Below are 14,553 nucleotides of genomic sequence, written 5' to 3'. Positions count from 1 at the left end.
CCGGTGATTCCCCGGGCTCCGACCGCGAGCCCGGGGCGGGACCGGGCGGTCAGGCGGCGGGCCTGGCCAGGGCGGCGACGAACGCGCGTTCGACGTCGGCGGTGGAGAGGACGCCGTAGATCTCGCCGGTCTCCTCCAGGACGAGGTACTCGGTGGCCGGGCTGGCCTTGAGCCGGTCCAGGAGTGCTTCTCCGGCCAGCTCGGCGGAGACCTTCATGCCCTCGGTGAGGTCCTGGGCGAGGCCACTGACGGCGACCCAGGGGCGGCGGTGTTCCGGCACGGCGACGATGGCCGTCTCGCGGACGATGCCCTTCGGTTCGCCGTGTCCGTCGACGACGACGAGGGCGCGGGCGCCCGCCTCGTTGGCCCGGCGCAGAGCCTCGGAGAGCGGGGTGGCGGACTCCACCGGGACGGCGCGCCGGGTGAGGGTGCGGGCGCGCAGCTCGGGAAGGTGTTCGCGCAGCCGGGCCATGCGCAGGCTGTTGCCCGCCCCGGTCCAGATGATCGCGGCGAGGATGGCGGCGAGCAGCGCGTCGGTGATGGTGTCCATGCCGCTGAGTTCACCGGGGTCGTTGCCGAAGGTCCCGGTGTGGGTGAGCAGCGGCAGTCCGACCAGGGTGACGACGGCGAGGGCGCGGCCGACCCAGGCGGCGGCGACGGTGCCGCTCATGGGGCGTCCGGTGATCTTCCAGACGACCGCGCGCAGCATCCGTCCGCCGTCCAGCGGGAGGCCCGGCAGCAGGTTGAAGGCGGCCACCAGGAGGTTGGAGATCATCAGTCCGGCGAGCAGGACACCGGGCACGGTGCCGGGCGCGACGAACATCATCCCGATGTAGAAGACGCCCGCGAGCACCAGGGAGAGCAGCGGTCCGACGAAGGCGAGCAGGAATTCGCGGCCCGGGGTCTCGGACTCCTTCTCGATCTCGGAGACGCCGCCGAAGAACTGGAGCTGGATGCGGCGCACCGGCAGCTTGTAGCGCAGCGCCACGACGGTGTGGGCGAGTTCGTGGACGAGCACGGAGGCGTAGAAGGCGATCGCGAAGAAGAGGGAGACCAGGTAGCGCGCCGCGCCCAGCTCGGGCAGCACCCGGTCGAGCTGGCCGCCGAAGACCCAGGTGATCAGTGCGGCCACGAGGAACCAGCTGGGCGCGACGTACACCGGCACGCCGAACGGGCGGCCCATGAGAAGGCCGCCTCCGGGCTCTTCGGGGCGCTGCGGCTCGCCCTTGCCGGGGCCGGTTCCGGGGGTCGTTCCCCCTGCACCGGGCTGCGGCCGCCCGCTGTCGCCGCTCTCGTCCACGGGGTCCCTTCGGTCGGTGCCCTACGGCACGATCTGCAGTGTTCGAGGCTGTGTGGTCGATGGTATGCCGACCGCTGTCAGTGGCGGGCCGTAGGGTCTTCGACATGACCTCCCTGCCGCGGCCCGCTCAGCCGCCTTCGTCCCTGTCGCCGTCGCGGGCGAGCGATTTCATGCAGTGTCCGCTGCTGTACCGCTTCCGGGTCATCGACAAGCTGCCGGAGAAGCCCAGCGAGGCGGCTACCCGGGGCACGCTCGTCCATGCGGTGCTGGAGCGCCTCTTCGACAATCCCGCGGTGGAGCGCACGGCGGGCCGGGCCACGGCGCTGATCCCCGCCCAGTGGGACCGGCTGCTGGAGTCCAGGCCGGAGCTGTCGGAGCTGTTCGCCGAGGATGCCGGGGGCGAGCGGCTGGCGCGCTGGCTCTCGGAGGCGGAGAGCCTGGTGGAGCGGTGGTTCTCGCTGGAGGATCCGACGCGTCTGGAGCCCGCCGAGCGGGAGCTGTTCGTCGAGACGGAGCTGGAGTCGGGGCTGCGGCTGCGCGGGGTGATCGACCGGATCGACGTGGCGCCGACGGGCGAGGTCCGGATCGTCGACTACAAGACGGGGAAGGCACCGCGCCCGGAGTACGCGGAGGGCGCGCTCTTCCAGATGAAGTTCTACGCCCTGGTGATCTGGCGGCTGAAGGGTGTGGTGCCGCGCCGGCTCCAGCTCGTCTATCTCGGCAGCGGGGACATCCTGACGTACGACCCGGTGGTGGCGGACCTGGAGCGGGTGGAGCGCAAGCTGCTGGCGCTGTGGGACGCGATCCGGCTGGCCACCGAGACGGGCGAGTGGCGGCCCCGGCCGACGAAGCTCTGCGGCTGGTGCGACCACCGGTCGGTCTGTCCCGAATTCGGTGGTACTCCCCCGGTCTATCCGCTGACGGCCCGCCCGGCCGAGGCGGAGCAGGATGTGCAGGGCAGAATGGATCCGGTCCGTGCTGAGGCCGGCCGGCCTGTGGCCCTCGAAGGACCTTGAAGGAGACCCTGTGGCTATCCGCGTCCTACTGGTCGACGACCAACCGCTGCTGCGCACCGGCTTCCGGATGATTCTGGAGGCGGAGGGCGATCTCGCGGTGGTGGGTGAGGCCGGGGACGGCCTCCAGGCTCTCGACCAGGTGCGGGCGTTGCAGCCCGATGTGGTGCTGATGGACATCCGCATGCCGCGGATGGACGGCGTCGAGGCGACGCGCCAGATCACCGGTCCGGGCCGCGACGGCCCGGCGAAGGTGCTGGTGCTGACCACGTTCGATCTCGACGAGTACGTGGTGGAGGCGCTGCGCGCCGGCGCCAGCGGCTTCCTGCTGAAGGACGCTCCGGCCAACGAGCTGGTGCAGGCCATCCGGGTGGTCGCGGCGGGCGAGGCGATGCTCGCCCCGAGCATCACCCGCAGGCTCCTCGACAAGTACGCGGACCATCTGCCGTCCGGCGAGGAGCCGGTGCCCGACACCCTGCACACGCTGACCGACCGCGAGGTCGAGGTGCTGAAGCTGGTGGCACGCGGCCTGTCCAACGCGGAGATCGCCGCGGATCTGTTCGTCAGCGAGACGACGGTCAAGACGCATGTCGGCCATGTGCTGACCAAGCTCGGGCTGCGCGACCGCGTGCAGGCCGCTGTGTACGCGTACGAGAGCGGTCTGGTCCGTCCCGGCGCCCAGTGAGCGGAGCGGGAAGGGCGGCGCCCGCGGCCCGGGGCGGCAGGCGCCGCCCGTACCCCCGGGTGGCAGGCGGCGCCCGGGGCGCCGAGGCGCCGTCCGTTCTCAGACGCGGCCGTCGCCCAGCTCCCAGAGCTGGAGCTCCGCGGAGGAGTTGACCGCCCACTCGACGCCGGTGAGGTCATCGCGGGAGGCGACGTACTGCTTGCCCTGCCAGATCGGCAGTACCGGGACGTCGTCGGCGACGATGTCCTGGAGCTGCTGGAAGGCCTTGGCCGAGGCGCTGCGGTCGGTCTCGCGGCGGGACTGCGGAATGAGCGTCTTCTGGGCCCGCACCGACCTGTAGGGCGAGTTGAGGAAGTTGTTCCTGTCGAGGAACGGCGCCGTGAAGTTGTCGGGGTCCGGGAAGTCGGGGAACCAGCCCATGCCGTAGACGGCGTAGTCGCCGCGCAGCTGTGCCGGGCGGTACTTCGCCCAGGGGGTTCCCTGGACGCTGATCTCGAACAGTCCGGTGTCGTCGAACTGCTTCTTCAGCGTTCCGAACTCGGCGGCGGTGCCCGCGCCGACGCGGTCGGTCGGGTAGTGGAGCGTGAGCTTCACCGGGGTGTCGACGCCCGCGGCGTTCAGGATCTCAGCGGCCTTCGTGGTGCTGGGTTCGTTGTACTTGTTGTAGAACGCGTTGGCGTGCGCGGTGATGCCGGACGGGATCAGCGAGTACAGCGGCTCGGCCGTGGTGCCGTACACCTTGCTCGCGATTTCGCCGCGGTCGACGATCTGGGCCATGGCCTGGCGGACGGCCTTCTTCTTCACGGCCGGATCGTCGGTGTTGAAGCCCAGGAAATGGATGGCGAGGCCGGGCATCTCGGTGAGCTTGATGCCGTCCTCGGGGTCCACCAGCATCTGCTGGGACTGCTCGGGCGACATGGTGCGGGCCATCATGTCGATCTTCTGGTCGTCGAGGGCCTTGCCCATGGCCGTCGGGTCGGGGAAGACGTCCAGCTCGACCTTCTCGTTCCGTACCTTCAGATCCCCCTTGTAGTGGGGGTTCCTGGTGAAGTGCACCTTGACGATCTGGTGGTGCTCGACTTCCGGCTTCATGGTGTACGGGCCGGAGCCGTTCACCTGGAATCCGGTGCGCGCGGACTTCGCCGCGTACTGGCTCCGCGGCACGATCCCGGCGACCGGGGTGGCGAGCTTGTACGGAAACGTGGCGTCCGGCGCGCGAAGGTGGAAGACGACCTCCCGCTCCCCCTGTGTCTCGACCGTGTCTATGTTGTCGAGCAGGGCGACGGGCCCGTTGGGGGCATCGATGCGGATGACGCGGTCGATGGAGTACTTCACGTCCTCGGCGGTGAGGGCCTTGCCGTCGGCGAACTTCAGACCGCTGCGCAGCTTGCAGCGGTAGCTCTCGTTCTGTGTGTCCGTGAAGGTGCAGCTCTCCGCGGCCTCCGGCACCGGCTGGCCGCCGCCACGCGGCACGTGCACCAGGGTCTGCACGGTCTGCCGGAGCACGTTCCACACGCCGGCTTCGTAGCCGATGGCGGGATCGAGCGGCGCGGGGTTGTCCTTCGAGGCGACGAACTTGTCCGTGGTGCCGACAACGATGGCGGCGTTGCCATCGCTCCCGTCGCCCGACGCGCCGCAGGCGGCGAGTACGGGCGCGAGCAGGCCGACGACGGCCGGCAGCACCAGAGTCTTGCGGTTCATCTTGGACGCTCTCCCTCATCCGGGCATTGAGAAAGCGACATTAGTAGGCATCGTCGGCAATGCCGGACCGGAGAACTGCCGGTGCGCAATCGGATGGTGACGGGAATTGGCGGCGAGCCGTTTTCCCACCCCGGGCACGTTTCTCGGATATCCGGATGAACCGGGACAATCAAACATCTCAAAACGGGCGGTACCCGGGGCCCCGAAAACCCTCCGGGCCGTTTTTGGGTGACAAAGCTCACGCCCCGGGGTGTTCGAATCCTTTATTCGATCACCGGCTCACCCACGCATGTACGACAGAAAACGCACCATCCGCCGCCGAGAGCTTTTCCATTCATTCACAGAAATACTCTCGGTATGCGGATCAATGGTTTCCCGTGACCAGGCCCCGGAGAAAAGCGAGATCGACTTCTTCGAGGGAACGTACGACCACCCGGCCGGACGCGGGGGCGATCGGGGCGACGGACGGTACGGCGACCACCCGGCAGCCCGCCGCCTCCGCGGCGGCGACACCGGTCGCGGTGTCCTCGATGACCGCACAGCGCTCGGGAGCCGCGCCGAATCCGGATGCGGCGGTCAGATACGGCTCCGGATGCGGCTTGGTACGCGTGACCTCGTCGCCCGCGACGGTGAGGGCGAAATGGTGGCGGCCCACCGATTCCAGTACCCGGTCGATGATCCGCCGGTGCGAGGCGGAGACCAGGGCCGTCGGGATCTCGTGTCTGACCAGCTCGGCCAGCAGCCGGCCCGCGCCCGGCATCAGCGGCACACCGCGGCCGATGCGCTTCTCGAAGCGGTCGTTGAGCAGCACGGTCAGCTCGTCGAGGGTGATGTCCGCACCGGTCACGTCCATGAGGTAGCCGGCGCTGCGGGTCATCGGCCCGCCGACCACCACGTCCCGCCAGGCTTCGTCGAGCTGGTGCCCGAGCTCGGCAAAGACCTCCACCTCCGCGTCCCACCAGAACCCCTCGGTGTCGACGAGGGTGCCGTCCATGTCGAGGAGGACGGCCTGGAGCGCGGCGCCTTCGGCCGTGCGGGTCAATGACGCGGGGACCGTGCTGGTCATCCGGCACACCTTCCATAGGGACGAGAAGGCCGGCCGCCATTTCCCGTGGGAAGGGCGACCGGCCTGCACTGGACCGACAAGTGTACGACTTGTCCTGCTACCGCGCGTTGAACATCGTCTTACCGCGCGTTGAAGTACTTCGCCTCCGGGTGGTGGATGACGATCGCGTCGGTGGACTGCTCCGGATGCAGCTGGAACTCCTCCGAGAGATGCACCCCGATCCGCTCGGGCTGGAGCAGCTCGGCGATCTTCGCCCGGTCCTCCAGGTCGGGGCAGGCACCATAGCCGAGGGAGAAGCGCGCCCCCCGGTACTTCAGCGCGAACATGTCCTCGACGTCCGAGGGGTCCTCGCCGCCGAAGCCCAGCTCGGCGCGGACCCTGGCGTGCCAGTACTCGGCGAGGGCCTCGGCCAGCTGTACGGACAGGCCGTGCAGCTCCAGGTAGTCGCGGTAGGAGTTGGCCTCGAAGAGCTTCGCGGTCTCGCCACCGATCTTCGAGCCGACGGTGACGACCTGGAGGCCGATCACGTCCGTCTCGCCCGACTCCTCGGGACGGAAGAAGTCAGCGAGGCAGAGGCGGCGGCCGCGGCGCTGGCGCGGGAAGGTGAAGCGGGTCCGCTCGGAGCCGTCCTCGTGGAGCAGGATCAGGTCGTCGCCCTTGGACACGCACGGGAAGTAGCCGTAGACCACGGCCGCTTCCAGGAGGTTCTCGGTGTGGAGCTTGTCGAGCCAGCCGCGCAGGTGCGGGCGGCCCTCGGTCTCCACCAGCTCCTCGTACGTCGGTCCGTCGCCGGCGCGGGCCTGCTTGAGTCCCCACTGGCCCTTGAAGAGGGCGCCCTCGTCGAGCCAGGACGCGTACTCCTTGAGCTGGATGCCCTTGATGACCCGGGTGCCCCAGAAGGGGGGCTCGGGCACCGGGTTGTCGACCGCGACGTCGGAGCGGACGCCCTCCTGCGGCTCGTCCACCTCCAGCACCGCCGTGTCCCGCTTGGGCACCCGGCGCTGCTTCAGCTCGGGCAGCACCGCGCCCGGGACGCCGCGCTTGACCGCGATCAGCGCGTCCATCAGCCGCAGCCCCTCGAAGGCGTCGCGGGCGTAGCGGACCTCGCCCTCGTAGATCTCGTGGAGGTCCTGCTCGACGTAGGCCCGGGTGAGGGCCGCGCCACCGAGGATGACGGGGAAGTCGGCGGCCAGCTTGCGCTGGTTCAGCTCCTCCAGGTTCTCCTTCATGATCACGGTGGACTTCACCAGGAGGCCGGACATGCCGATGACGTCGGCGCGGTGCTCCTCGGCGGCCTCCAGGATGGCGGAGACGGGCTGCTTGATGCCGAGGTTGACGACGTTGTAGCCGTTGTTGGACAGGATGATGTCGACGAGGTTCTTGCCGATGTCGTGGACGTCGCCGCGGACGGTGGCCAGGACGATGGTGCCCTTGCCCTCGGCGTCGGACTTCTCCATGTGCGGTTCGAGGTACGCCACCGCGGTCTTCATGACCTCGGCGGACTGGAGGACGAAGGGCAGCTGCATCTGGCCGGAGCCGAAGAGCTCGCCGACGACCTTCATGCCCTCCAGCAGCGTGTTGTTCACGATGTCCAGGGCGGGCGTGTGGGTGAGGGCCTCGTCGAGGTCGGCCTCCAGACCGTTCTTCTCACCGTCGATGATGCGGCGCTGAAGCCGCTCGTCGAGCGGCAGGGCGAGCAGTTCCTCGGCCTTGCCCGCCTTCATCGACTTGGTGCTGACGCCCTCGAACAGCTCCATGAGCTTCTGGAGCGGGTCGTAGCCCTCGGCGCGGCGGTCGTAGATCAGGTCGAGGGCGACCTTGACCTGCTCCTCCTCCAGGCGGGCGATCGGAAGGATCTTGGAGGCGTGGACGATCGCGGAGTCGAGTCCGGCCTTGACGCACTCGTCGAGGAAGACGGAGTTCAGCACGACGCGGGCGGCCGGGTTGAGGCCGAAGGAGATGTTCGACAGGCCCAGCGTGGTCTGCACATCGGGGTGGCGCTTCTTCAGCTCGCGGATCGCCCCGATGGTGGCGATGCCGTCGCCGCGGGACTCCTCCTGGCCGGTGCAGATGGTGAAGGTCAGGGTGTCGATGAGGATGTCGGACTCGTGGATGCCCCAGTTTCCGGTCAGGTCCTCGATGAGCCGCTCGGCGATGGCGACCTTGTGCTCGACGGTCCGGGCCTGGCCCTCCTCGTCAATGGTCAGCGCGATCAGCGCGGCGCCGTGCTCGGCGGCCAGCGCGGTGACCTTGGCGAACCGGGACTCGGGCCCGTCGCCGTCCTCGTAGTTGACCGAGTTCAGGACGGCACGGCCGCCCAGCTTCTCCAGACCGGCCCGCAGGACGGGCAGCTCCGTCGAGTCCAGCACGATCGGCAGGGTGGACGCGGTGGCGAACCGGCCGGCCAGCTCCTCCATGTCGGCGACACCGTCACGGCCCACGTAGTCGACGCAGAGGTCGAGCATGTGCGCGCCCTCGCGGATCTGGTCCCGGGCCATCTCCACGCAGTCGTCCCAGCGGGCATCGAGCATGGCCTCGCGGAACTTCTTCGACCCGTTGGCGTTCGTACGCTCACCGATCGCCAGGTACGAGGTGTCCTGGCGGAACGGCACGGTCTGGTAGAGGGAGGCGGCGCCCGGCTCGGGGTGCGGGGTGCGGGGGGTGACGGCCACTCCCCGGACCCGCTCGACGACCTGGCGCAGGTGTTCCGGGGTCGTGCCGCAGCAGCCGCCGACCAACGAGAGGCCGTACTCCCGGACGAAGGTCTCCTGCGCGTCGGCGAGCTCGGCCGGGGACAACGGGTAGTGCGCGCCGTCCTTGCCGAGGACGGGGAGGCCGGCGTTGGGCATGCAGGAGAGCGGGATGCGGGAGTGCCGGGCGAGGTAGCGCAGGTGCTCGCTCATCTCGGCGGGGCCGGTCGCACAGTTCAGGCCGATGAGGTCGATGCCGAGGGGTTCCAGGGCGGTGAGGGCCGCGCCGATCTCGGAGCCGAGCAGCATGGTGCCGGTCGTCTCGACGGTCACGGAGCAGATCACCGGGAGGTTGGCCCCGGTGGCCTCCAGTGCCCGGCGGGCGCCGATGATGGAGGCCTTGGTCTGGAGCAGGTCCTGGGTGGTCTCGATCAGCAGGGCGTCGGCGCCACCGGCGATCATGCCCTCGGCGTTCTGCTGGTAGGCGTCGCGGAGCTTGGTGTACGGGGCGTGGCCCAGCGTCGGCAGCTTCGTGCCCGGTCCCATCGAGCCGAGCACCCAGCGCTGCTGCCCGGTGGAGGCGGTGAACTCGTCGGCGACCTCGCGGGCGATGCGCGCGCCGGACTCGGAGAGCTCGAAGACCCGCTCGGGAATGTCGTACTCGCCCAGGGCCGCCAGGTTGGCGCCGAACGTGTTCGTCTCGACGCAGTCCACGCCGACGGCGAAGTACTCCTGGTGCACCGAGCGCACGATGTCGGGGCGGGTGACGTTCAGGATCTCGTTGCAGCCTTCGAGGTCCTGGAAGTCGGCGAGGGACGGGTCCTGTGCCTGGAGCATGGTGCCCATGGCACCGTCGGCCACCACGACACGGGTGGCGAGCGCCTCACGGAGGGCTTCGGCTCGGTTCCGGCTGTCGGCGGAAGGGGTCGGCGACGAGGCCATGGATGTACTCCCTGGGATGCGACGGCTGTCGGCTTTGCGTCTCCGGTGGAAGGCGCACCAGGCCAGCCTAGCCGGGCGGCGGCCGGGGCCGTCACTCCGTCCCACGGAACGGACTGCATGCTGTGCGGGGGATGTCCTGATCGCAGTGGTGTCGCGGTTTTTGGTGCGCGATCGAGCATGGGTCGGCATCGACCGATAGTGTTCAGCATTGTCGAACCGAGGTGGAGGAGTACGGCGCGATGGCCAAGAACATCCAGTCGCTGGAGCGGGCGGCGGCGATGCTGCGTCTGCTGGCAGGTGGCGAACGTCGACTGGGGCTCTCCGACATCGCCTCGTCACTGGGCCTGGCCAAGGGCACCGCGCACGGCATCCTGCGCACGCTCCAGCACGAGGGCTTCGTGGAGCAGGACACCGCGTCCGGCCGCTATCAGCTGGGCGCCGAGCTGCTGCGCCTGGGCAACAGCTATCTGGACGTCCACGAGCTGCGGGCCCGCGCGCTCGTGTGGACCGACGACCTGGCCCGTTCCAGCGGCGAGAGCGCCCATCTGGGCGTGCTGCACCAGCAGGGCGTCCTGATCGTCCACCACGTCTTCCGCCCCGACGACAGCCGGCAGGTCCTGGAGGTCGGGGCCATGCAGCCGCTGCACTCCACGGCTCTGGGCAAGGTGCTCTCGGCGTACGACCCGGTGGCGCACACCGAGGCGATGGAGACCGAGCGGCAGCCCTTCACGCCGCGCACCGTCACCGATGCGGAGGAGTTCGAGGCGATGCTCGACCTGATCCGGGCGCGCGGCTGGGCGGCCGACGTGGAGGAGACCTGGGAGGGCGTGGCCGCGGTGGCCGCCCCGATCCACGACCGGCGGCGGATGCCGGTCGGCGCGGTCGCCGTGACCGGTGCGGTGGAGCGGGTCTGCGCGGACGGGGAGCTGCGCCCCGAGCTGATCGCGGCGGTGCGCGACTGCGCGCGGGCGGTCTCCAGGGACCTGGGCGCCGGGCGCTTCTGACCGCTGCGGCGGCGCACCACCCCGGTAACGATCGAGTTATAGGCCACACAACCCTTGACGACCGATTCACCTGGGGGAAGCATTGCCGTTCATCGGTCGGCATTGTCGAACACCAAACGGAAACTCGCGTTAGGGTGTGACAGCGCCAAGGGCCGGAAAACGCCCTCCCACGAGGGCGCGGACCACCGGAGGGACCCGGGGTTCGGCTTCCCTGGACGAAGGACAAAGGAGTCGCGGGTGTCCAGCTCCGACATCTTCATCGGCGAGACCATAGGTACCGCCGTGCTCATCCTGCTCGGCGGCGGTGTCTGTGCCGCCGTCACTCTCAAGCGCTCCAAGGCGCAGAACGCCGGCTGGCTGGCCATCACCTTCGGGTGGGGTTTCGCGGTGCTGACCGGCGCGTATCTGGCCGGTGGCGTTTCCGGCGCGCACCTCAACCCGGCGGTCACGATCGGTCTCGCGATCGAGGGCGGCACCGAGTGGAGAGACGTTCCGCTGTACCTCGGCTCCCAGCTGCTCGGCGCGATGATCGGCGCGGTGCTGGTCTGGCTGACGTACTACGGGCAGTTCCGGGCGCACCTCACGGATCCGGAGATCGTGGGCGCCCAGACGGGTGAAGAAGGCATGGTCGACGAGGCCGCCGCACCGAAGGCCGGCCCGGTCCTGGGCATCTTCTCCACCGGCCCCGAGATCCGGCACGCCGTGCAGAACCTGGTCACGGAGATCATCGCCACCGTCGTGCTGGTCCTGGCCATCCTCACCCAGGGCCTGAACAACGAGGGCAACGGCCTGGGCACGCTCGGCGCGCTGGTCACCGCCCTGGTGGTCGTCGGTATCGGCCTCTCGCTCGGCGGCCCGACGGGCTACGCGATCAACCCGGTTCGCGACCTCGGTCCGCGTATCGTGCACGCGCTGCTGCCGTTGCCGAACAAGGGCGGTTCCGACTGGGGCTACGCGTGGATCCCGGTCGCCGGACCGCTCATCGGCGGCGCGATCGCGGGCGGGCTCTACAACGTCGCCTTCGCCTGAGCCGCGGCGCCCAGAGCCGTAACCCTCACGACCACACAGACTTCCGGGAGCACACCGTGACCGACGCACACACCACCGGCCCGTTCATCGCGGCCATCGACCAGGGCACCACCTCCAGCCGCTGCATCGTCTTCGACAAGGACGGCCGGATCGTCTCCGTCGACCAGAAGGAGCACGAGCAGATCTTCCCGAAGCCGGGCTGGGTCGAGCACGACGCGACCGAGATCTGGGAGAACGTCCAGGAGGTCGTGGCCGGCGCCATCGTCAAGGCGGGCATCACGGCCGCCGACGTGAAGGCGATCGGCATCACCAACCAGCGCGAGACCACGCTGCTCTGGGACAAGAACACCGGTGAGCCGGTCCACAACGCCCTCGTCTGGCAGGACACCCGGACGGACTCGCTCTGCAAGGAGCTCGGCCGCAACGTCGGGCAGGACCGTTTCCGCCGCGAGACCGGGCTGCCGCTCGCCTCGTACTTCGCCGGTCCCAAGGTCCGCTGGCTGCTCGACAACGTCGAGGGGCTGCGCGAGCGCGCCGAGCGCGGCGACATCCTCTTCGGCACCATGGACTCCTGGGTCATCTGGAACCTGACCGGCGGCACCGACGGCGGCGTCCACGTCACCGACGTCACCAACGCCTCGCGCACCCTCCTGATGAACCTGCACGAGATGCGGTGGGACGAGCGGATCCTCCAGTCGATGGAGATCCCGGCCGCGGTGCTCCCCGAGATCCGTTCCTCCGCCGAGGTGTACGGCAACGCCAAGGGCGGCGTGCTCGACGGGGTTCCCGTGGCGTCCGCGCTGGGCGACCAGCAGGCGGCGCTCTTCGGCCAGACCTGCTTCTCCGAGGGCGAGGCCAAGTCCACGTACGGCACCGGCACCTTCATGCTGATGAACACCGGTGAGACGCCCGTCAACTCGTACAACGGGCTGCTGACGACCGTCGGGTACCGGATCGGCGACCAGAAGCCGGTCTACGCCCTGGAGGGCTCCATCGCCGTCACCGGTTCGCTGGTGCAGTGGATGCGCGACCAGATGGGCCTGATCAAGTCCGCGGCCGAGATCGAGACCCTGGCCTCCTCGGTCGAGGACAACGGCGGCGCGTACTTCGTGCCCGCGTTCTCCGGTCTGTTCGCCCCGTACTGGCGTTCCGACGCCCGCGGTGTCATCGCCGGTCTGACCAGGTACGTCACCAAGGCGCACATCGCCCGTGCCGTCCTGGAGGCCACCGCCTGGCAGACCCGCGAGATCACCGACGCCATGACCAAGGACTCGGGGGTCGAGCTGACCGCCCTCAAGGTCGACGGCGGTATGACCTCCAACAACCTGCTGATGCAGACGCTCGCCGACTTCCTGGACGCACCCGTGGTGCGGCCGATGGTCGCCGAGACGACCTGCCTCGGCGCCGCCTATGCCGCCGGTCTCGCCGTCGGCTTCTGGCCGGACACCGACGCGCTGCGCGCCAACTGGCGCCGGGCCGCCGAGTGGACCCCCCACATGGACGCGGACACCCGCGACCGCGAGTACAAGAGCTGGCTCAAGGCCGTAGAGCGCGCCATGGGCTGGCTCGACGAAGACACTGCCGAGGAGTAATCGACATGACCACCCTGCAGAGCGTCCCGGCCCTCGGGACGCACCCGGCCTCCGGCTCCCTCCCGAGCCGCGCCGAGACTCGGGAGCAGCTGTCCAAGGCTGCGTACGACCTCCTGGTGATCGGTGGCGGCATCCTGGGCATCTCCACCGCCTGGCACGCCGCGCAGTCCGGGCTGCGGGTGGCCCTGGTGGACGCCGGCGACTTCGCCGGCGCCACCTCCTCCGCCTCCTCCAAGCTGCTCCACGGCGGACTGCGCTACCTGCAGACCGGCGCGGTGAAGCTGGTGGCGGAGAACCACTTCGAGCGGCGTGCGGTGTCCCGCCAGGTGGCCCCCCACCTGGCCAATCCGCTCACCTTCTACCTGCCGGTCTACAAGGGCGGCCCGCACGGCGCGGCCAAGCTCGGCGCGGGGGTGTTCGCCTACTCGGCGCTCTCCGCGTTCGGTGACGGCGTCGGGCACGTCATCAGCCCGGCGAAGGCGCAGCGCGATGTGCCCGAACTGCGTACGGACAACCTGAAGGCCGTCGCGGTCTACGGCGACGACCAGATGAACGACGCCCGGATGGCGCTGATGACGGTGCGCGCGGCCGTCGACGCGGGTGCGGTCGTCCTCAACCACGCGGCGGTGACCGGGCTGCGGTTCACCAAGGGCCGGGTGACCGGCGCCGACCTGGAGGACCGCCTGGACGGCACGGAGTTCGGCGTCAACGCCCGTCTCGTGCTGAACGCCACCGGACCGTGGGTCGACCACCTGCGCAGGATGGAGAACCCGGACGCGGCGCCTTCCATACGCCTGTCCAAGGGCGCGCACCTCGTCCTGAAGCGCACCCGTCCGTGGAAGGCCGCGCTGGCCACCCCGATCGACAAGTACCGCATCACGTTCGCCCTGCCGTGGGAGGACATGCTGCTGCTCGGCACGACGGACGAGGCGTACGAGGGCGATCCCGCGGACGTCGCGGTCAACGAGAAGGACACCGCGCAGATCCTCGACGAGGCGGCGTTCTCCATCCGGGACCAGCAGCTCTCGCGCGATCTGATCACGTACTCCTTCGCCGGTCTGCGGGTGCTGCCGGGCGGCCCCGGCGACACCTCCAAGGCCAAGCGCGAAACGGTCGTGACGGAGGGCCGGGGCGGGATGCTCTCGGTCGCGGGCGGCAAGTGGACGACGTTCCGCCACATCGGCCGTACGGTGATGAACAAGCTGGCCGCGCTCCCCGGGCACCCGCTCGCGGAGGACATGGAGCCGATCTCGCACCTGCCGAAGAAGCTCCCGCTGCCCGGCATCGCCAACCCGAACGCGGTGGCGCACCGGCTGCTGATCGACGGCGCCGCGCCGGGCCCCCGGATGTCGGCCGACACCGCCCGGCACCTCGCCACGCACTACGGTTCGCTCTCCTTCGACATCGCCCGGATGGCGAACGAGAACCCGGCGCTGGCCGAGCGCATCCACCCGGACGCGCCGGAGATCTGGGCACAGGTCGCCTACGCCCGTGACCACGAGTGGGCCGAGACGGCGGACGACGTGCTGCG

The 14,553-nt window shown here is 69.7% G+C and carries 10 protein-coding genes; 6 read left to right on the top strand and 4 right to left on the bottom strand.

Going from position 1 to position 14,553, the window contains the following annotated elements; genetic code table 11:
• Positions 1-49: 49 nt before the first annotated feature.
• Positions 50-1,300, bottom strand: a complete 1,251-nt coding sequence (locus EES42_RS14845; RefSeq protein WP_124718702.1) for a site-2 protease family protein — start codon at positions 1,298-1,300, stop codon at positions 50-52.
• Between the two features lie 170 nt (positions 1,301-1,470).
• Between EES42_RS14845 and EES42_RS14840 the strand changes: the two genes are divergently transcribed.
• Together EES42_RS14840 and EES42_RS14835 are read left to right on the top strand one after the other, a co-directional pair.
• On the top strand, positions 1,471-2,316 hold the full coding sequence (locus EES42_RS14840; RefSeq protein WP_241196458.1) for a RecB family exonuclease: 846 nt from the start codon (positions 1,471-1,473) through the stop codon (positions 2,314-2,316).
• A gap of 10 nt (positions 2,317-2,326) precedes the next feature.
• Positions 2,327-2,998 carry a response regulator gene (locus tag EES42_RS14835; RefSeq protein ID WP_093541287.1) on the top strand — a complete coding sequence of 224 codons (672 nt, stop codon included), beginning with the start codon at positions 2,327-2,329 and terminating at the stop codon, positions 2,996-2,998.
• 99 nt (positions 2,999-3,097) lie between these two features.
• On the opposite strand, the gene EES42_RS14830 is transcribed toward EES42_RS14835, so the two are convergent.
• The 3 genes from EES42_RS14830 to metH all read right to left on the bottom strand — a co-directional run bounded on the left by EES42_RS14830 (position 3,098) and on the right by metH (position 9,397).
• Entirely contained in the window at positions 3,098-4,699 is a 1,602-nt protein-coding gene (locus tag EES42_RS14830) for an ABC transporter substrate-binding protein (protein ID WP_124718700.1), read from the bottom strand.
• A gap of 364 nt (positions 4,700-5,063) precedes the next feature.
• Positions 5,064-5,765 (bottom strand): HAD family hydrolase, encoded by a 702-nt coding sequence (locus tag EES42_RS14825; RefSeq protein ID WP_124718699.1) that lies wholly within the window; start codon positions 5,763-5,765, stop codon positions 5,064-5,066.
• A 119-nt stretch (positions 5,766-5,884) separates the two neighbouring features.
• Positions 5,885-9,397, bottom strand: a complete 3,513-nt coding sequence (metH, locus tag EES42_RS14820) for a methionine synthase (RefSeq protein WP_124718698.1) — start codon at positions 9,395-9,397, stop codon at positions 5,885-5,887.
• Positions 9,398-9,636: 239 nt separating this feature from the next.
• Here metH and EES42_RS14815 point away from each other — a divergent pair, with 239 nt between their 5' ends.
• The 4 genes from EES42_RS14815 to EES42_RS14800 form a co-directional block, all read left to right on the top strand.
• A complete protein-coding gene (locus EES42_RS14815) occupies positions 9,637-10,401 on the top strand; it encodes an IclR family transcriptional regulator (RefSeq protein ID WP_241196394.1) in 765 nt (254 codons plus the stop codon).
• 237 nt (positions 10,402-10,638) lie between these two features.
• Positions 10,639-11,430 carry an MIP/aquaporin family protein gene (locus EES42_RS14810; RefSeq protein ID WP_124718696.1) on the top strand — a complete coding sequence of 264 codons (792 nt, stop codon included), beginning with the start codon at positions 10,639-10,641 and terminating at the stop codon, positions 11,428-11,430.
• Positions 11,431-11,486: 56 nt separating this feature from the next.
• Positions 11,487-13,022: a glycerol kinase GlpK gene (gene glpK / locus EES42_RS14805; protein ID WP_124718695.1), complete on the top strand. Its 1,536-nt coding sequence runs from the start codon at positions 11,487-11,489 to the stop codon at positions 13,020-13,022.
• Positions 13,023-13,027: 5 nt separating this feature from the next.
• Positions 13,028-14,553, top strand: a 1,526-nt coding sequence (locus EES42_RS14800; RefSeq protein ID WP_164495266.1) for a glycerol-3-phosphate dehydrogenase/oxidase, incomplete at its 3' end; no start/stop codon positions are given.

Origin of the sequence: Streptomyces sp. ADI95-17 (assembly GCF_003846175.1) — a bacterium.
In the GTDB taxonomy this organism is placed as follows: Bacteria; Actinomycetota; Actinomycetes; order Streptomycetales; family Streptomycetaceae; genus Streptomyces; species Streptomyces sanglieri.
This window is presented reverse-complemented; position numbering and strand designations above follow the sequence as displayed.

Bases quoted from the DNA above. Each gene is read 5' to 3' on its own strand.
- metH (WP_124718698.1), bottom strand. From the start codon at position 9,397: ATGGCCTCGTCGCCGACCCCTTCCGCCGACAGCCGGAACCGAGCCGAA.
- EES42_RS14840 (WP_241196458.1), top strand. From the start codon at position 1,471: ATGCAGTGTCCGCTGCTGTACCGCTTCCGGGTCATCGACAAGCTGCCG.
- EES42_RS14825 (WP_124718699.1), bottom strand. From the start codon at position 5,765: ATGACCAGCACGGTCCCCGCGTCATTGACCCGCACGGCCGAAGGCGCC.
- EES42_RS14815 (WP_241196394.1), top strand. From the start codon at position 9,637: ATGGCCAAGAACATCCAGTCGCTGGAGCGGGCGGCGGCGATGCTGCGT.
- EES42_RS14830 (WP_124718700.1), bottom strand. From the start codon at position 4,699: ATGAACCGCAAGACTCTGGTGCTGCCGGCCGTCGTCGGCCTGCTCGCG.